The organism is Paludisphaera mucosa (assembly GCF_029589435.1).
Lineage (GTDB): Bacteria > Planctomycetota > Planctomycetia > Isosphaerales > Isosphaeraceae > Paludisphaera > Paludisphaera mucosa.
Map to the genome: position 1 here is coordinate 3807994 of NZ_JARRAG010000002.1, position 18884 is coordinate 3826877.

The following is an 18884-nucleotide window of genomic DNA, read 5'->3' on the forward strand; positions in this document are numbered from 1 at the left end:
CCGTGCAACCCCCCGAAGACCCCGGCCGATCGCCGAGGATCGCCGTCGCCATCCCGTGCTACAACGAGGCCGCCGCCGTGGGCCGCGTCGTCGACGACTTCCGCGCGCACCTGCCGGGGGCCGAGATCGTCGTCTTCGACAACGCCTCCGACGACGCCACGGCCGCCATCGCCGCCGATCGCGGGGCGAGGGTCGTGCCGGTGCCCGACCGGGGCAAGGGGTTCGCCGTCCGCGCGGCGTTCGCGACCCTGAAGGACTACGACGTGGTCGTCATGGTCGACGGCGACGGCACGTATCCGGCCGAGGCCGCCCCCCGGCTCGTCGAGCCGGTGCTGGGCGGGCGGGCCGAGATGACCGTCGGGGCGCGGCGGCCGGTCCCCGGGGCGCAGGCCATGGCCCCGATCCGCGCCCTGGGGAACGTCCTGATCCGGAGCACGTTCCGGATCTTGATCGGGCCCGGGACCGGCGACCTGCTCTCCGGGTACCGCGCCTTCAGCCGCCGTTTCGTCGAAGCTGTGGATCTTCGCTCCGAGGGCTTCGAGATCGAGACCGAGCTGGCGGTCGCGGCGACGGCCCGAGGATTCCCGACGATCGAGATCGACGTCCCGTACCATCCCCGAATCGCCGGCACCGAGAGCAAACTGCGAGCCTTCCGCGACGGCCGGCGGATCCTGGCGACCATCGCCCGCGAGTCGCTGCGGCTCCGTCCGTGGCGGGCCGCCACGCTCGCAACGGCCGTCGCGGTCGGGGCGGCCGCGCTGCTGTATCTGGCGATTCGATGATCCGAGCCCGCGTCACTCGGCGGGCGGGGCCTCGCGGAGCTTGATGGTATGGTCGAGGGCGGCCGAGCTGACCAGGTCGCCGTTCCGGCCGACGGCGAGGGCGGTCACGGGCGTGCTGTGGTCTTCGAGCGTGAGGAGCGATCGCTTCTCGGCCACGTCCCAGACGCGGACGGACCTGTCGAGGCCTCCCGAGACCAGTCGGCCGTCGGGGGTGAACCCCAGACAGGTGACGTGGCGGACGTGGCCTTCCAGGGTGTGCGGGAACTCGGGGGCGGCGGGATTCCAGACCTGGAGGGGCCCGTCGCGGACGGCGGAGGCGAGCCAGCGGCCGTCGTCGGAGAACGCTAGCGCGAGGACGTCGCCGCCGAGCGGGATCGTGCTCTTGAGGACGCCCGAGGGCAGGTCCCACAACTTCATCGCGTCGTCGTCGGCCCCCGACGCCAGGGTCCGGCCGTCGCGGCTCAGGGCGAGGCGACGGACGGCGTCGGAGTGGCCTTCCAGGGTCATGCGGAGTCGGCCCGTCTCCGCGTCCCAGACGTGGATCTTGTGATCGCCGCCGGCGGAGGCGATCAGCGAGGCGTCGGCGAGGAACACCACTTCGTCGACGACGCCGTCATGACCCGTGTAGGTCTGGACCGGCCGGGCTTTCGCCACGTCCCAGATGGTCACGGCCCCCCGGAGCGCGGGCGGGGCGTCCGGATCTCCGCCCGCCGAGGCGAGCAGGCGGCCGTCGGGGCTGAAGGCGAGAGACCGGACCGAAGAGGGGAATCCCTTGAACTCCTGCAAGAGCACGCCCGACTTCGCGTTCCAGATCCGTGTGAAGGCATCGAGGTGACCCGACGCGAGCAACTGGCCGTCGGGGCTCAGCGCCAGGGCGCCGGCCCCGCCGGTGGGGGCGAGCATCGTCTGGGTCTGGAGCGTGCGAGGCCGGGTCGGGCTGAGCGGCTCCCAGACCTTGGCGACCCCCTCGGTGGAGGCCGAGATCAGGCTTCGGCCGTCGGGGGCGATCGCCAGGGTCCGGACGCCCTCGGTGTGGCCCAGGAACCTGTGGATCAGGCGTCCGGAATCGGCGTCCCAGACCCGAACCGCGTCGTCGTTGCCCCCGGAGGCGATCCAGCCGCCGGATCGGGGGCAGGCCAGGCTGAGGACGCCCCCCTTGTGCGCCTGGATCACGGTCAGCAGCGCCCCGGTCGCGACGTCCCAGATCCGGATCGATCCGTCCAGCCCCCCCGAGATCAGCCGCGAGCCTTCGGGGCTGAACGCCACGGCGCGGACGTCGCCCTCGTGTCCCGCCAGGGTCCGATGAAGGCCGGGCGTCTCGCCGTAGCTCCAGATCATGACCAGGCCGTCCAGGCCGCCCGTGGCGGCGACTCGCCCGTCGGGGCTCACGGCGATCGCGGCGATCGAACTGCGGTGCCCCCCGGGGAGCGACGGGAGTTCCACGCCGGTCTCGGGGTCCCAGATGTGGACGACGTGGGTGGCGTAGGCCGCCGCCAGCCGCGAGCCGTCCGGGCTCCAGGCCAGCGAGAGCACGGCCGCCCGGCCCTCGCCCAGGGTCCGGAGCCGCTCCCCGGTCGCGGCGTCGTAGATCCCGACGAGGCCGTCGCCGCCCGGGCCGGCGATCCGCCGGCCGTCCGGGCTGTACGCCAGGGCGTGGACGCCGCGTCGGAGGTCGGACGGCCGGTTCCTGGGATTGGGGGCCTCCACGACCCAGCCCGCGCGGCCGTCGACCAGCCCCCATACGCGGATCGTGCCGTCGAGGCCGAGCGTCGCGAAGCTCGTCCCGTCGGGCCGCGCGGCGACGGCGACGAAGGCCTCTCCGCGCTCCCTCACCGTCAGCCGTTCCTCGCCGTCGAGCCCGCGCAGGTAGCGCCACTCCCAGCCCCGGAGGTCGGCCTCGCCGGGCCGGGGGCGCATCAGGTCGAGGAGCTTCCGATACGGGCCGTAGTCGTCGCCCCCCCAGGCGGCGGCGGCCAGGTTGGAGCGGGTGGCGTAGAGCGTCTGATGCAGCTCGTCCCGGGCCGCCTTCAGGTTGCCGAGGGCGGCGTCGGCGAGGCGGTGGGCCTCGGCCTCCTCGTCGCGGGCCTTCCGGGCTTCGAGGCGGCCGGCCTCGCGCTCCTCGGCCAGGCCGCGCTGGACCTCGGCCTGGGAGCGGAACCGGCTGGCCGCGACCAGCGACGCAGCCGTCGCCGTCACCAGGACCGCCGTCAGGAGGCCGCCCAGGATCGCGATCGTCGGGTTCCGTCGCGCCCACCGCCAGTAGCGTTCGGCCAGCGAGGCCCGTCGCGCCAGGACCGGCCGGTCCTCCAGGAAACGCTGCAGGTCCGCCTCCAACGCGGCCGCGGACGCGTAGCGGTCCTCGGGCCGCCGCTCGATCGCCTTGTGGACGACCGTCGCCAGGTCGATCGGGATCCGTCGGTCCAGCTTGCGCAGGGGGGGCGGCGACGCCTGCGAGACCTGGCGGATCAGCCGGGCGCGGTCGCGCTCGTCGAACGCGGGCCGCCTCCCCAGCAGTTCGTACAGCGTCAGGCCCAGGCCGTAGACGTCGCCCGAGCGGTCGTAGACGCCGTCGAGCGCCTCCGGGGCCATGTAGCGGAGCGTGCCGACCACGTCGTCGCTCTGGGTCAGGTCTTGGTACTCGCCCCAGCGCGCCAGGCCGAAATCGGTCACCCAGACGGTCCCTCGCTCGTCCAGCATGAGGTTCGACGGCTTGACGTCGCGATGCAGGACGCCCTGCGAGTGGGCGAACTCGAGCCCGCTCGCGGCCTGGACGCCCAGGCGGGCGATCCACTTCCAACGGTCCGGGCCGGCCTCGTCGTCCTTCGCTTCCGCGGGTGCGGGCGTCTCGGCAGGGGCGTCGTGGGCGGCGACGGCCCCCGGAGGCCCGCCCCCTCGAACGGGGTCGCGCGGCGGCCCGACGAAACCGAACGCACTATCGCGGTGGGTGTCGGAGGCGGAGCCGCCCAGGGGGATCTCGACGAGCGCGGTCGGCTCGTCGCCGGCCACGTCGCCGGCGTGCCCCTCCGTCGGGTCCCAGGCCGCGGTCGATCCGCTCAGCTCGTCGGTCGACGCCATGCGGAACGGCGCGCGACGCGACCTGTCGAGCACGGCGTCCAGGCCGACGCCCGTGATGAACTGCATGACGTAATACGGCGTCCCCTCGTGCTCGCCGACGCCGAAGACGGGGACGATGTTGGTATGGTGGAGCCGCCCGGCGGACCGGGCCTCGCGCTCGAACCGGCGGCGGCGGCGGGCGTCACCCAGGCCGTGCGAGAGAACCTTCAACGCCACGCGGCGCCCCAGCGAGACCTGCCAGGCCTCGTACACGACCCCCATGCCGCCGCGCCCGACTTCCCGCACGATCCGGTAATCGCCGAACGAACGCGGCGGTGCCGGCGCCTCCTGAGCCGGGCCGGCGGACGCGTCGGCGTCCGTCCGGGGATGGTCGCCTCGCGAGTCGTCCGGGTCGCAGCCAAGGGCAATCATGGTCGCCTCGCCCTCGATGTGGGGCGTCGTCCGTGGGCCGAGGATCGGTCTCGTTCGTGGTCGTCGAAGGAGCGTCCCGACGCGCCCGGCCGCGGAGAGTATGGGCCTGGGCGACGCCGCGGACCTGCGGTGCGGGTCGGAGGCCGTCTGATTCCATCCTGATCACCCGCTCAGCTTTTTGCAACCCAGCGTGCCAAGCCGACCGCCGGCCCGCCGCAGCCACGCTCAATGCGACCTCGAACGCCCCGGCGAAGGCTCGCGGCGGCCGGCCGCGCCGTCGTCGGCGGCTCGGCCGTCGCCCGCGGCGGCGTCGGCCTCGAGCATCGCCAGCAGGTCGGTCTCGATCTTGAGGCAGATCTCGTCAAGCGGCAGGTGGTTGAGGCTCGTCTCGAGGAATGGGTACTGCAGCTCGGTTCCGATCTTGTCGAGGGCCAGGATCGGCGCGGCGACGAGCATGGTGACCAGCGGCGTGAGCCAGCCGGCGTCTTCGAGCAGGGCGAAGGGGAGCGTGACCAGGAAGAGGAGGATGAACCGGCGGATCTCGATCCGATACGCCAGCGGCAGCGGCGAGGCGCGGATCCGCTCGCAGGCGCCCATGTGGTCGATCAGCAGGCCGCGCTGTTCCTCGGCCTGATGGAAGGCGAAGGCGTCCATCCCCAGCTTCTCGTGCGCCTCGCGAAGGAGTCGCGCGATGTGGAGGGAACTCGCATTGGGAATGTTGCGGGCTTCGAAGACGCGCTCGGCGGCCTCGCGACCCAAGAGGCCGATCATCGACGTGCTGTGCCGCTGGTCGCGCAGGTCGAGGCGCACGCCGTGCGGGAAGGCCGCCGACCAGCGGATGAACTCGTCCCGCCAGCGACGGTCCGCCGGGCCGTACGCCAGGGCCTGGATGGCCAGGTTTCGCGACTGGTTGACGATCCCGCCCCAGAGCTTCCGCCCTTCCCACCAGCGCTCGTAGCCGGCGTTGGTCCGCAAGACCAGCAAGAGGCCCAGGGCGGCGCCCGCGACCTCGTGCGGGCCCACGCCGATGTGCAGGTTCAGCTCCTCGTATTTGGGGCTGAGGTGGAGCGCCGTGACGAACATCGCGTACAGGCCGAAGACGAACACCCGGAGGAGGGTGAGCGGCATCGCCGAGCCGTGGATGCCGAACACTTCCCTCCAGAACAGCAGCTCCTTGTCGCGGAATCTCACGGGCCGACTTCTCCAGGGCGGGTTTTCGAAGACCGTGCGCGCAGGGGCGCCGGGATTATGAATAACCATTCACGAATCGAATCGAGGCTCGCCGTCCGGATCGCTAGCGATCCATCCGATACGACGGCGAGGCGAACAGGAGCGAGCCCGAGCCCCCCTTGTCGCGGTCGGGCGAGTCGAGGAGGAGCACCGACTCCCAGGCCAGGGGGAGGTGCGGCACGCCGTCGCCCGCGCCTCCCCAGTGCCCCCCGGGCGCGGATCCGTCGAGCGGGATGCGGACGATCCGCCAGCCGTCGCCGTCGAGCCGCCCCAGGTCGGGCTGGAAGGTCTGCCCCGACGCGTCGCGGATCCGGCAACGCAGGTAGGCGTGCGAGTCGTCGCCCTTGATCCAGAACAGCACTTCGCGCGCCTTCGCCGGGATCGGCAGGGGCCGCCGGGGCTGGACGCCCAGGTAACGCCAACCCGGATCGAAGCGGAAGGGGACCTGGAGCGTGCGCTCGCTACGCCCGCCGACCGAGGTCATCGACGCCTCCAGCGGCTTCCCGGGCGTCGCCGCGTTGTCGACGAAGAGGACGGCTTCGAACGCCCCCTGCATGTCGCGATGGCTTGGGCCCAGCAGCCTCTCGAAGCGGCCCGAGATCGGCTCGACGACCGCCGCGCCGTCGGCGTCCACGAGGGCGAAGTCGACCTCGCTCGCCTTGACCTCGAGGCTCGCACGACCCTCCGCCTCGCCCTTCCCGATCGCCACGACCGCCGACGCCGTCTCCTCGCCGTCGCGGTTCCTGGCGACGAGCCGGCTGCGGAACGGCAGCTTCGACGGGTTGGCGATCACGGCCTCGAACTCGCTCCCCCGGGGCGCGACCGCCAGGCTCAGCGGGTCGATCCGCCAAACTTGCAGGGCGGCGAGGGCCGGCAGGGGGCGGCCCTTGTACGAGATCTCAAGGGGCACGTCGCGCCGGGGAGTCCGCATGGGGTGGGCGGGGAGGCTGAGTTCGACGGTCTGGACGCCGCCGATCGAGTGGCTGGTCGCCGGCAGCTTCTCGGATGTCCCGGCGACCCGGAATTCGAGTTCGGCCGCCTTCGGCTGCGATCCGTTGATCCGGGCTTGAAGCTTCGGCGGGGCGTCGCGCCCTTCGACGAGCGGCCCGGCCTCGACGACGATCGCGGCCAGGGTGCGGAGGTCGGCGGCGTCGGGGTCGGAGTTCTTCACCAGGCGGATCGAGGGCGTCCGCGCGGCGTCGGGGGCGTTCGCGTCGGTGGTCCACGACACGATCGCCGCGGATCCGTCGGCCTTTTTCTGGAAGAGCAACTTCCACTCGGCCGAGTTCGCCCCCTGAAGCCGATGCCGATAGCCGTAGCCCCGCAACGTCTGCATCAGGCGCTTCGCGGCCAGGAACGACGGCTTGGGCGACAGGTCCTGGTGGACGGTGCCGAACCGGTGCTCGTTCTCCTTGGGGTCGGGGCCGTCGTCCTTCCAGTCGTAGAAGATCGACAGGTTCACGCCGTTGGCCAGGTTCGACAGGTACTCGCGGACGATGTAGCGGGCCTGCTCGTCCTCGCTGAACCGCTTCTCGGCCGTGGAATAGCCCCACTCGCCCGAGACGATCGGCAGCATCCGGCGCCCCGGCGAGGCGTATCGGGCGATCATCGAGCGGAGCCTTCCGTAGTCCTCGGCGGCGGTCTCGGGATGCGACTCGCGGTAGGGGTGGACCGAGACGGCGTCGATGTGTTCGAGGATGCCGGAGGCGAATAGGGTCTCGAAGAAGTCCCAGGGGAACGCCGACGAGGCCGGGGCCATGATGAACGCGTCCGGGTCGCCGGCGTGGACGGCCCTGGCGGTCTCGTTCGCGAGCTTCGCGTAGTCGTCGGCGTTCGGCTGGGGTTTCCAGAAGCTGATGTTGGGCTCGTTCCAGATCTCCCAGATCACCTTCCGGCCCTTGAAGTGCGCGGCCCCGGCCTTCGCGAAGGCGGCGAACGCCGCTCGGCCCTCCGGCGTGTGGGGCGACAGCCCCTCGTCGTACCGGCGATGGCCGTAGTCGAAGATGAAGTACGCGCGGGCGCCGACCTTGTCGAGGTGGCCGACCAGGCGGTCGTAGGCGGAAAAGTCGTATTTCCCCGGCTCGCGCTCGACGCCCTCCCAGTGGAAGTCCATGCGGACCCACTTGAAGCCCCCCTCGGCGAATCGCTCCATCTCGCCGGCCGCCGGGTCGGTGAAGTGGATGTTGACGCCGAACCCTTCGGGGACCACGGGCGGGGGAAGGCCGTCTTTCGCCCGGAGGGTGCCGGCGAGCAACGCGGTCGCCGCCATGGGGAGGAGGAGCCGGGGGAGGGAGAGAGTCATCGGAGTCTCCGTCAGGAGGGGCGGCGGCGAACGGGGCCGCCGGCGGGTCACCCGGCCGCGGCGCGGTCCGCTTCCTCGCGGAGCGACCTGGCCTCGGGGTGTTCGGGGTCGGCCTTGAGCACCTCGTCGAGCGTGGCCCTGGCCTCATCCTTGCGGCCCAGGGCGAGCTGGGCGCGGGCCAACTTGACCTTGATGTCGGCGGTCTTCTTGGGCTTCAGTCCCAGCGCGACGTCGTATTCCGTCACGGCCTCGGCGTACTTCTTGCCGGCGGCGAGGGCGTCGGCCAACAGGACGTGCGAGCCCGGGTTGTAGACGTCGACGTACAGGCATTCCCGGCCCCACTTCTCGGCCGCGATCGGGTCCTTGGCGGCCAGCCAGCGCTCGGCCAGGGTGGTGCGGACGGCGAGGTTGTCGGCGTCGTTCTCGGCGATCTGGGCCATGTCGGCGAGGAACGCGTCGGAACGCTTCTGGCGGAGGTGGACGCGCGCCAGGTTGGCGATCCACTTGGTGTGCTGGGGGTCGCCCTTGCGCGCCGTCTCGTAGAGCCGCTCGGCCTCGTCGAGCCGGCCCGCGTTGAGGTACAGCTCGGCGAGCTGGTCGACCACCCGTTCGTCGGGGTGCTCGGCGTCGAGGGCCGGCTCCAGCAGGGCGAGGGCCGCGTCGTCGTCGCCGATCGAACGCAGGAGCCGGGCCTTGACGTAGCTGGCGAGCGGGTGGTTCGGCTTGAGCTTGAGCGCCTTGTCGGCGAGCGGCCGGGCCGCCTTGAGGTCGCGGCGGGCGAACTGCTCGTACGCCACGCGGGCGTTCAAATCGGGGTCGTCGGGCTTGGCCTTGAGATCGCGTTCGAGCTGCGAGAACTTGACCGGCGCCTCGGAATCGACTCGGGTCTTGATCGTCTTGACGATCTCGTCGAGATATTCCAGGTACGCCTTCTCGAAGTCCGCCTTGTCGACGTGGAAGCATTCCTTGATAGCCAGGTCGGTCGTCAAACCGCGGCGGTAGGCGGCGAGCATCTTGATCTGGGCGTCGGGGCCGAACCGCTTGGCCATGTAGCGGGCGTAGAGTTGGGCCTGGCAATAGGCCATCTGGCGGTCGTCGGCCTCGTCGGGGCGGATGAAGCCGAGGTTGATCGTATCCAGGTTGAGCAGCTTCTTGCGGGCCGGAACGCGTTCCAGCAGCAGCTTGTTCCACTCCTGGGGCCGGGGGGACTGCTCGCTCTCGACGGCGAGGGCCTCGGTGTACCAGTGGGGGATGTTGAACTCGGTCTCCTGCAGGGTCACGACGTGGGTGAACTCGTGCTTGATGACCCGGGCCCAGTTGTAGGGCTTGTTGGTCGACCGGGGGCTCGCCATCGCCACGACCTTGCCGGTGCACGCGCCGACGGTGGGGATGAACGGCAGGGCGACGGTCCGGCCGCTGAACCACTGGTGGTCCTTCATGATCTCGATCTTGGTCCGGCTCGGCGGCGTATAACCGAACATCGCGGTCAGCTCGGGCATGACCGATTCCAGGTACTCCGACATGTACTTCGCCAGCAGCTCGTCCTGGCCGGGGACGTACGTGGTGATGAAGTGCTCCGTGTCCACGGCCTTGTAGCTGCTCATGTGCTTGAGCACGCGGATCATGTTGTCGGCGCGGACGTTGAACGGGTCGGCGGCGAAGGCGGCGTTGAACAGGCTCGAAGCCTCGTCCTCCCGGCCGATCTGCATGTAGAGCATCCCCAGGCCGATCGGGACGTCGGCGCGGCCGGGGTCGGCCTCGGCGGCGAGCAGGAACGCGCGCTCGGCCGTGAAGTACTTGCGGCGATCGGCCAGGCGCTCGGCGAGCGCGGCGTAGAAGGTCGCGGGCCGGGGGTTGTTCGAGACCGCGGTCAGCTCGGCCGCCGCGGCCCCCGCCGGGTCGACCAGCAGCCGGCACGACGCGGCGAGACGGGCCAGCCCGTCCTCGTCGCGGGGGTTCGCGGCGACGGCCTTCTTGGCCGCCTCCAGCGCGTCCAGGAACCGTTCGTCGGAGATGTTCAGGTCGGCGATCAGGACGTGCGCGGGACCGTAGTTCGGGTTGACCTTCAGGGCGCGCTCGGCCTTCGCGCGACCGGCGGCCAGGCGATAACCCTGCAGGTCGGCCTGGCCGAGAGTCACCAGCACCTCGGGGGCGAGCGGGTTGAGCTGCGAGGCCCGCGCCAGCTCCTTGGTGGCGGCCCGTTCGTTGTAGCCGGACAGGAACAGCCGGCCTTCGAGCCACGGGGCCTTCCAGCAGGTCGGGTCGGCCTTGAGCGCCCCTTCGTAGATCTCGTTGATGACGTCGTTGAGCGCGGCGGCCAACTCCTCGCCCCGCGCCGAGGCCCGGTAGTAACGCTCGGCGGCCTGGCCGACCACGACCAGCGCCTCGGCGTCCTTGACGAAGGCCTCGCGGTTCGCGTTATACCGGTCGACGAACCACTTGCAGGCGGCGACGGCCTTCTCCAGGTCGCCGCGGGCCTCGAGCAGGCGGACGGCGACCCAGCGCGCCTGGAGGTCGTCGGCGTCGATCGCCAGCGCCCTGCGCACGGCCTCGTCGGCGGCCTCCCAACGGCCCCGGCCGAAGTGCAGGTCGGCCAGCCGCGCGGGGATCGCGGCCGATTTGGGGTCCTTGGCCTCGATCGGCTCAAGGATCGCGACCGCGGCGTCGGCCTCGCCCTGGGCGGCCTTGGCCTCGGCCTTGCCGAGGGCGACGGTCCGCTCCAGCGCGGGGGAGAGCCCGTCGGGCGTCTTGCGGGCCGCCTCGGCGAGGGCGTCGTACGCCTCCTCGGCCTCGGCGTACCGCCCTCCCGCCATGAGCCGCCTGGCCCCGTCCGCATCGACCGCCCCGCCCGCCTCGGCGACCAGCGCGGCCAGCAAGATGAACGTTCCATAACCCATGGCAGATCCCTCCTCTGAGTCGTTGCCTTCACGTTACCAGAAGAACGTCGGAGATGGCACCATCTCTCGGGGGCGAGGTCGGCGTTCGCGGGGCCTCGGGCTTGCGTGACCGAGGGGGGCCCGGGTACATTCCGGCCAATCCGATGGGCGTTCAGCACCGAACCGCTGAACAGGAAGCCGGTGAGAATCCGGCGCGGGACCGCCGCTGTAAGCGAGGAGGTCCCAGGACGACATGCCACTGCGGGCCTCGGCCCGCGGGAAGGCGTCCGGGGGCCGTCCGACTCGCGAGCCAGAATACGGCCCATCGGGCACCCGATCGATGCTTCGGCCTCAAGCATCCGGGGGAAGGCGTCCCGATGCGCTGCGCGCAGAGGCCCCCGCCTTTTCCTTCCGCGAGGCCGTCCCCCAGGGCCCCGGAATGGCTTCCTTCTTGAGCGCCTCACCGCCTTCCCATCGCGATCGACCCCGGCCTCGATCCGTCGTCCCCTCGCGTGGCCTCCACGGCCGTCGCGCGGGTCGCGGACCGGCCACGCGCCGATCGCGGCGGAGGCCGAAGACGCCCTGATCGAGGCCTTCCGGACGCCCCGGGTGACGTGCGCCGAGACCCGGACCCGCCCCGTCGCGACTGCGGCGAGACGCGGGATTGGGGAGCGTGCGCGCTCAGGCGTCCGCACAGGTTCGTTTTACGAAAGGGAATCTTGATGAGTCTCGCGACGTTTCTTCCGTTAAAGCGTTTCGGAATCGCTCTGTCGGCTCTCGGCCTCACCTGGGGCGTTTCGCCGGCCCGCGCCGGCTTCGACCCGCAGGTGGGTCAGTCCGGCTCTCGGGGAATCGCGGCGTCGAGCCCGCTCTTCCAGGGCTGGGCGTCGTCCGCGGTCGACTTCGACCGCGGCCCGCAGAACATCGCCAACCCCGGCGGACCGCTGGCGACCGTCGGCAAGGCCGAGGACGCGCTCGGGTCGCCGTCGAGCGGCCTCGTCTCGCTGGGCGACGGCGGGTCCATCACGCTGGGCTTCGACGCGCCGATCTCGGACGGCGCGGGGGCCGATTTCGCGGTCTTCGAGAACGGCTTCCTCGCCTCGGCGGGGAGCTTCCTGGCCTACCTGGAGCTGGCGTTCGTCGAGGTCTCGACCGACGGCGTGAACTTCTTCCGGTTCGACGCGACCTCGCTGACCCAGACGGCCGCGCAAGTCGGCGGCTTCGGGATGCTCGACGCCCGCGACCTCAACAACCTCGCCGGGAAATACGTCGCCGGCTACGGGACGGGCTTCGACCTGGCGGAGTTGGCCGGAGTTTCGCCTTTGCTGGACGTCCACAACGTGACTTTCGTCCGGATCATCGACGTCGTCGGCTCGATCGACCCGGCGCACGGCCGTTACGACGCGCACGGGCACCTGGTCAACGACCCCTACGCGACCCCCTTCGGGTCGAGCGGCTTCGACCTGACCGGCGTGGGCGTGATCCACTTTGCAACCCAGGCCGTGCCGGAGCCGTCGAGCTTGGCGCTCGGCGGACTCGGCCTGCTGTTCGCGACGGCGGTCGTCCGATGCCGCCGATTCGTCGCATAAGCGAAAGGCCGTCGCAGACGTCGCGTCGGGGGCCGGCTCAGGCTTCCGACGCGGCGGTCTCTTCGGCTTCCTCGAGGTCTTCGGCGTAGAAGTCGAAGAACTCCTGGCCGGCGAAGGAGTCGGCCATGGCCTTGCGCACGGTCTTGAGCTGGCCGGCGAACTTGATGTATTCGCGGACCAGGCGGTCGCGGCGATCTTCGGGCATCTTGAGGATGTCGGCGTAGTACCGGCGGCCGCGCCGTCGGTCCCGAAAGCTCCAGAGCCGCTTGACCCGCATCCCGAACTCGGCGTCGTCGTACTCCAGCATCCGAGCGTACTGGCGGGCCTTCATCTTCTTGGCGAACTGGATCAGCTCGACCTCGGACTCGTAGCCGCCCATCGCCTCGATCCAGTCGACGATCTCTTCGGTGACCAGGTTCGGCCCCTTCTCCTCGCAAAGCTCCTTCAGGCTGGCGACGATCTCGGCTGGCCCCATGCGTAACCCTCCCCGAACGGGCGGACGGAATGTGCGCATCTTTCCGACATCCCTCATTCCGTCGATTCTAGGCGCGCGCATGTCACCTGTCGATGGACTTCCGTGCAGATTGTCAGATGTTTCTTCAAGCCGGACCGCGGGGAAGGCGGCAAGGTTTTCGGGACCGCTCCAGGTTTCCGTTTAGGGGCTTTACTCGGCCTTGGCGAGTGTTTTCCGCGTGGTCCCCTTGAGCTGGGGCTCGGCCAGGTTGATGGCCTGGGTGCGACCCTCGCGTCAATCTCGGCATCGGTCGCCCCCTCGGTAGCTGGATGTTGCAGAAAGCACCTCGGTTCACGCCGTTCGGGACAATCTGCAGGTATACCCGCACATGCACTCTGAGGCGGCGGGCCCCTGGCCCGCGGGGGCACTGATGTATAGAATCAACCAGTGAACGGAAACCCATCCAACCTCGTCGATCCGGACTCATGCGAACAGCCACCATGCGACTCCGCCCGGGCCTGGTCGTCCTCGCGTTCCTGGTCGTTTCCTCGGGCCTCGGGACGTGGGCCCGGGCCGGCGAGCCGCCCGACCCGGCGGCCGTCGAGCGGGGCCGCAAGGCGCTCCTGGAGCGGAGCTTCCTCAACGCCGAGTGGTCCGACGCGGCCTACAAGACTGCGTCGAAGTACTGGAACGAGGTTGCGCCCGACCCGGAGTCCGACCCCGAGGGTTACGCGCGGGCGTTCGCCACGCGTTACGGCTTCCATCCCGCCCCCTTCCCCAACGACGGCCTGCCGATGGGCCTGAAGCGAGGCGTCAAGGCAGACGGCGTTACGAAAGGGATGCAGGTCGACTGCTTGGTCTGCCACGGCGGATCGATCGGAGGTCAGAGCTACGTCGGACTGCCGAATACGCAGATCGACTACGCCGGCTTCTTCCCCGACCTCTTCCGCGCCGACGGCCATCGCCTGCCGCTGCTCCCGTTCATCCTCAACACGGCGCGGGGTACGACCAACGCGGGGATGATGTCGATCGTCCTGATGAGCATGCGGAACCCGGACCTTTCGATCCGGACGTTCCCGCTGGCCATGGGTTCCAACCTGCCCGAGCTGGACGCCCCGCCCTGGTGGGTCCTCAAGTACAAGACGACGATGTATTACGACGGCCGCACGCCGTCGGCCTCGGTCCGCTCGATCATGCAGTTCCTGCTCGCCGAGAAGTCCGCCGCCCAGTTCCGCGACCTGGAACCGGCGTTCACGGACATTCACGCCTACATCCGCAGCCTCGAAGCGCCCAGGTATCCGTTCCCGATCGACGCCCCCTCGGCCGAACGGGGGCGGGCCGTCTTCGAGAAGTCGTGCGCCGAGTGCCACGGGACGTATGGGAGGACCGTCGACTATCCGAACGAAGTCGTCCCGCTCGACGTCGTCGGGACCGATCCCGCGCGGATCGAAGGGCTCTCGGATCGCTCGGTGGCCCACTACAACGAGACGTGGTTCGCCGAGAACCATCCCGTCGAGATCGGCGGAGAGCGCGGCTATCAGGCCCCCCCGCTGGTCGGGATCTGGGCGAGCGCGCCGTACCTCCACAACGGCTCCGTCCCGACGCTCCGCGCCCTGCTCGACTCCCCGCGTCGCCCTCGGCGGTATCTCCGACCGCCGTCGACCGACTTCGAGCACTACGATCAGCGCGACGTGGGTTGGAAGGCCGTCGAGTTCCCCGAAGGCGGTCCCCTGCCCCGGCAACCTCGACGTCTGTTCGACGCCTCGCGTTACGGCCTGGGCAACGGCGGCCACACGTTCGGCGACAAGCTCGACGAGGCCCAGCGGACGGACCTCATCGAGTATCTCAAAACGCTGTAACCGGCCGCGGGACCGTTAGTCGTCCTCGTCCTTCTTGACGTGCTTGACGTCGTCGACCTGAGGGGGCGTGGAGGCCTGGAGTTTCGCCGCGGCGACCTCGGCCTCGCGGAGGGCGCGGAGGGCGTTGCCGCCGAGGACCTTGTGGACGTCGGGCTCGGAGTAGCCGCGGCGGAGGAGTTCCTCGGTGATCCGCGGGTAGTCGGAGACGTCGTCGAGGCCGACGGGCCAGCTGTTGATCCCGTCGAAGTCGGAGCCGATTCCGACGTGGTCGATCCCCGCGACCTTCGCGATGTGGTCGATGTGGTCCACGACCGTCGCGACGGTGCCGCGGATCGCGCCAGGCTCGTTCTTGTACCAGTCGGCGAGCGCCTTGGCCCTTTCGGCCTTGTCGGGGTGGGCCTTGCGTATGGCGTCCCTGGCCTCGCGGGCCTTCGCGTTCGAGTCGGGGACGAGGAATGCGGAATAGAAGTTGACCATGACCACGCCGCCGTTGGCCTTGAGGCCCGTCAGGATCGCGTCCGGGACGTTGCGGGGGACGGGGCAGAGGGCGAAGGCGCTGGAGTGGCTGGCGATCACCGGGGCCCGGGCGACGCGGAGCACGTCGGCCATCGTCTCGGCCGAGACGTGCGAGATGTCGACGAGCATCCCCAGCCGGTTCATCTCGGCGACGACCCGCTCGCCGAACGGCGTCAGCCCGCCGTGGAGCTGCTCGCCGTTGGCGGCGTCGGCCCAGGCCAGGGTCTTGTTGTGGGTCAGGGTCATGTAGCGCGCGCCCAGCTTGTAGAAGGCGCGAAGCTCGGCGAAGCTGTCGTCGATCGCGACGCCCCCCTCGATGCCGATCAGGCTGGCGATCTTCCCGGCCTGCACGGCCTTCGCGACGTCGTCGGCGGTCAGCGCGAGCGCCAGGTCGGCGGGATACTTCTCGACGAGGCGATTCACGAAGTCGATCTGCTCGACGACCGTCTTCGTCGGATTCGGCTGCTCGCTGGGGATGTAGACCGACCAGAATTGGGCCTTAAGCCCCCCCTTGCGGAGTCGGGGGATGTCGGTCTGGCCGACGTTGATTCGACCGGCGAAATCGAGCCTCGTCAGGCCCAGGTCGTTCTCGGTCCGGATCAACCAGGGATAGTCGTTGTGGCCGTCGAACAGCATCCCGGCGGCGTGGACGGCGAGGGCCCGCTCCGAGATCGGCGGCAGCGTCCGCGGCGCGACCGGATCGTCGGCCTTCGCCCGCCCCTGGATCAAGATCGCCGCCAGGGCCGCCGCGCACGCCCAGCGGCCCGCCGATTTCGGATCCACCATCATCTCGAACTCCCGCGCGAAGGCCCCTGGTCGTCGACCGGCCCATATTCTGTTCGCGGGACATCGCCCGGCACAACCACCCACCTCGGCGCGAACCGCGAAACGCCGGAGCTGCATCCAACCGGTCCGCCGAAAGAATTCAGGTTCGAGGTTCAATGCGGGAAGAAGAGCGAGGCGCGGGTTCGCGACTCGTCGGGGGCGGATCGGCTCAGACCTTGTCGTCGACGCCCAGTACGAGGATGGGCATCTCGCCGGAATCGGCCAGGAACTTGGGGGCCTCGTCGGGGAGCCGACGGGGTTCGTACGAGACGATCCCGCGACGGGTGGCGCAGCCCAGGCACAGCCGCTCGGAGTCCTGATGGAGGTGCAGTTCGCCATCCATCAGGCGATGGTAGAAATCCTGGCCGGGCGTCATCGTGTGGCAGAAGACGCGATCGCTGCCGCGCTTGATGCTGACCCGCCAGCCGGGCTCATGGACGTAAAGGCGCATCCCCGGCTGTTGCGCCGGGGCCTTGACGACCGCGCCGGAGTCGAAATTCTCGCTCTTCATCGCTGTCTCACCGTTGTTGCGAGTGGACCCGGCCGAGCCCGTCGGTCGAAGGAGAGGTTCGACCTTGAGAGGAGGGGCTCGCCGGCGGGGCCATGGGGTGGAGGCCGCAGGCGTCGTCCGTACAGACCGCGTCGCGCGATCGCGAGGACGCGATTCGATTATAGACGGTCCTCCCCATGGTCGCGACCCCTGGCAACCCCCCGACGACCGCCAGGGGGCGGGCGAGCGGCAGCCACGAGCCGATCCGGAGGACCGCATCGAATCCGGACGTCACCTTACCAGACCGCGAAACGACGTGCATGGCTTTCATGCAATCTTCGCGCCTCAGGCTGGGGTGGATCGCGGTCACGTCCACCGCGGACAGGTCGATCGGCTCGACGACCCGATCGGGATCGGCCGCCGCCACGAGGGCCATCGTCGCGCGGCACTTGGGGCAGGCCCCGTCGAACAGGACCCGAAGCGCCGGCTGCTCGTCCTCGCGGCCGGTCGCCAGGCTGCGGATCCAGGTGCCCGAGACGAACGCCAGGTTGGCCGCGATCATCGCCAGGCCGAACTCGCCCAGACCGGGGCTGACCACGGCGATCCCCAGGTGCAGCAGCACCGCGCCGGCGATCATCAGGGGACGCGTCGCCCGCAACCAGATGAGGACCGGATAAGCGAGCTCGAGCGCGAGGCTCCCGTGCGTCATGGCGTTCAGGACCATCGGCCAGGCGGCGAGGCCGGTGAAGTCGCGGCTGACGAACTCGCCCGCGGTCATGGTCCCCCAGAGGGCCATGCCGGTCCACCACGACGGCCCCTGGAGCTTCGCCAGCCCCGCCGTGCCGTAGATGAACGCCAGGTGGAGCTGGATCAGCCGCAGGCCCAGGTTCGCCGAGACCGTCGGCCGCGGCTTGCCGGGCTCGATCGGAGAGACCACGCGTGCCCCCTGAGGGCGGACGACCGCCGCCCGCTCGCGCGCCTCGCGATAACGCTTCAGGAAGCGGTCGAGCGAGACCGCCTGCCCGCTGGCCCCGCTCGCCGCCAGGTAGAGCGCCAGTGTCGAGAGGATCTGGTCGAAGCCGAAGACCGCCACCGGCGCGCGACGGACCGTGGACACGATGATGATCCACGCCAGGACCGCCGTCGTGCGGCTGAACAGGCCGAGCGTCAGCAAGGCGAAGACGCCCAGCCCTCCCAGCCAGAAGGCGCGCAGCATCGAGTCGGGAACAAAGAACCAGAACGACCAGGCGTAGGCGGGCAAGGACTGATACGCTCCCTCGGCGTCGGCCCAGCCCTGCGAGCCCAGGTAGGCGTGGAGATCGAGCCCGAGGATGAAGAGGCTCCAGAAGCCCAGCAGCCCCACCGCGATCCGGATCAGCCCCAGAGGCGTCGGGTCGGCGGGGCGGAAGAAGAACCGCGACCAACCCTGGGCGAATCCCGACGCCAGGCCGGCGAGGTACTCCGACGCGTCGATTAGAAGCCGTCGCACGGGAAGTCTCCGATCCATCGGGGCGTGGTGAAGAGCGACTCGTCGAAGAGGTCGAAGCGGCCGTCGGACTCCCGCATCGAATCCAGGACGCGGTCGGGAGCCGGCATGAGGTGCTGCTGGACGCGCAAGGTCACGCTCGACGTCCCGGGATGCGTCCGGCCCAGGTGCCGCGCGTACGAGCGGGCGAGCCACGACTCGTGAGGCTCGCCCTCCTCGTCGCGATGGACCGCGCGAGTGCCGGCGAACAGGGCGTTGGCCAGGGCGAGTTGCCGCTGCCGCCGCATCGGGGGGCCGACCGACTCGCGAGCCGGAATCCGGACCGACTCGTCGGGGCCGCCGTCGGCCCGATGCAGCGTCGCGACGACCACGGGCGTGGGGGGTGGCTCCGCGTAGTAGCGATAGGCGTAGCCCTGGTCGAACAAGCCGTGATGCCAGGTGAACAGGTCGGCGAACCGACGCTCGAGCGGGGACGACGGCGGCACCCCCATCGCGCCGCCGGCCACCGCGGCGATGTGCAGAGCCAGGGCGACCGTCGCCAACCGTCGCGCCCAGGGCGGCCACGCGGCCGGGTCTTCCTCGGGCATTCTGGCCCCCGCGAGCGCAGTCGTCGCCGGCGTCTCGACCACCGCCTCCGGCACCCTCCGGATTCCCGGCTTCCTCCCCACGCGGTCCCCCTTTCGGCGAAGGCTCGATGCGGCTCGCGACTCTTAGTGCCTAATCATAGCCGACCGACCCTCGAAGCCTTCCCCATCGCTTCGAGCGAAAGCCCCTCCACCGAGGTGGTCCAACCGCGCCAAACACTAAGAACATTTTATCCAGATGTCGTGGGTTACCTATTCCTCCGAGTTTCAGTTGAACATGGAGGGATCAGGCACTAGAATTTGGTCTGCCTGGACAGAGAATAGCGATCAAGGCGACCCAACAGGCTGCGGGACGTGCGCGGATTTCTTCCTTGAGACCGTCCCGCTCATTCGAATTCGCAACGG

General features: G+C 70.1%; 12 protein-coding genes and 1 riboswitch. Of the genes, 3 read left to right on the forward strand and 9 right to left on the reverse strand.

Features of this window, described 5'->3' with window-relative positions; all coding sequences use genetic code 11:
* Window positions 1–2: 2 nt before the first annotated feature.
* Window positions 3–782, forward strand: coding sequence for a glycosyltransferase (locus PZE19_RS24410; RefSeq protein ID WP_277863218.1), 780 nt, complete (start codon window positions 3–5; stop codon window positions 780–782).
* Window positions 783–794: 12 nt separating this feature from the next.
* Here the strand turns inward: PZE19_RS24410 and PZE19_RS24415 are convergent, their stop codons facing one another.
* The 4 genes from PZE19_RS24415 to PZE19_RS24430 all read right to left on the reverse strand — a co-directional run bounded on the left by PZE19_RS24415 (window position 795) and on the right by PZE19_RS24430 (window position 10697).
* Window positions 795–4268, reverse strand: a complete 3474-nt coding sequence (locus PZE19_RS24415) for a protein kinase domain-containing protein (RefSeq protein ID WP_277863219.1) — start codon at window positions 4266–4268, stop codon at window positions 795–797.
* A gap of 225 nt (window positions 4269–4493) precedes the next feature.
* Entirely contained in the window at window positions 4494–5459 is a 966-nt protein-coding gene (locus PZE19_RS24420; RefSeq protein ID WP_277863220.1) for a bestrophin family protein, read from the reverse strand.
* 103 nt (window positions 5460–5562) lie between these two features.
* The gene (locus tag PZE19_RS24425; RefSeq protein WP_277863221.1) at window positions 5563–7800 is read right to left on the reverse strand and encodes a cellulase family glycosylhydrolase; all 2238 of its coding nucleotides are present in this window, start codon (window positions 7798–7800) and stop codon (window positions 5563–5565) included.
* Between the two features lie 47 nt (window positions 7801–7847).
* Entirely contained in the window at window positions 7848–10697 is a 2850-nt protein-coding gene (locus tag PZE19_RS24430) for a tetratricopeptide repeat protein (RefSeq protein WP_277863222.1), read from the reverse strand.
* A 127-nt stretch (window positions 10698–10824) separates the two neighbouring features.
* Window positions 10825–11017, forward strand: a riboswitch (cobalamin riboswitch).
* Window positions 11018–11503: 486 nt separating this feature from the next.
* On the opposite strand from PZE19_RS24430, the gene PZE19_RS33180 reads away from it, so the two are divergent.
* Window positions 11504–12265 carry a PEP-CTERM sorting domain-containing protein gene (locus tag PZE19_RS33180; protein ID WP_277863223.1) on the forward strand — a complete coding sequence of 254 codons (762 nt, stop codon included), beginning with the start codon at window positions 11504–11506 and terminating at the stop codon, window positions 12263–12265.
* 37 nt (window positions 12266–12302) lie between these two features.
* Here the strand turns inward: PZE19_RS33180 and PZE19_RS24440 are convergent, their stop codons facing one another.
* The gene (locus PZE19_RS24440; protein ID WP_277863224.1) at window positions 12303–12740 is read right to left on the reverse strand and encodes a hypothetical protein; all 438 of its coding nucleotides are present in this window, start codon (window positions 12738–12740) and stop codon (window positions 12303–12305) included.
* Between the two features lie 464 nt (window positions 12741–13204).
* Here PZE19_RS24440 and PZE19_RS24445 point away from each other — a divergent pair, with 464 nt between their 5' ends.
* Entirely contained in the window at window positions 13205–14578 is a 1374-nt protein-coding gene (locus PZE19_RS24445; protein ID WP_277863225.1) for a c-type cytochrome, read from the forward strand.
* 15 nt (window positions 14579–14593) lie between these two features.
* On the opposite strand, the gene PZE19_RS24450 is transcribed toward PZE19_RS24445, so the two are convergent.
* The 4 genes from PZE19_RS24450 to PZE19_RS24465 all read right to left on the reverse strand — a co-directional run bounded on the left by PZE19_RS24450 (window position 14594) and on the right by PZE19_RS24465 (window position 18536).
* Window positions 14594–15883, reverse strand: coding sequence for a dipeptidase (locus PZE19_RS24450; protein WP_277863226.1), 1290 nt, complete (start codon window positions 15881–15883; stop codon window positions 14594–14596).
* A 205-nt stretch (window positions 15884–16088) separates the two neighbouring features.
* On the reverse strand, window positions 16089–16430 hold the full coding sequence (locus tag PZE19_RS24455) for a hypothetical protein (protein ID WP_277863227.1): 342 nt from the start codon (window positions 16428–16430) through the stop codon (window positions 16089–16091).
* Window positions 16431–16437: 7 nt separating this feature from the next.
* Window positions 16438–17898 (reverse strand): DCC1-like thiol-disulfide oxidoreductase family protein, encoded by a 1461-nt coding sequence (locus PZE19_RS24460; RefSeq protein WP_277863228.1) that lies wholly within the window; start codon window positions 17896–17898, stop codon window positions 16438–16440.
* The gene (locus PZE19_RS24465) at window positions 17883–18536 is read right to left on the reverse strand and encodes a hypothetical protein (protein WP_277863229.1); all 654 of its coding nucleotides are present in this window, start codon (window positions 18534–18536) and stop codon (window positions 17883–17885) included. The genes PZE19_RS24460 and PZE19_RS24465 overlap by 16 nt, the downstream gene beginning before the upstream one ends.
* Between the last annotated feature and the right edge of the window lie 348 nt (window positions 18537–18884).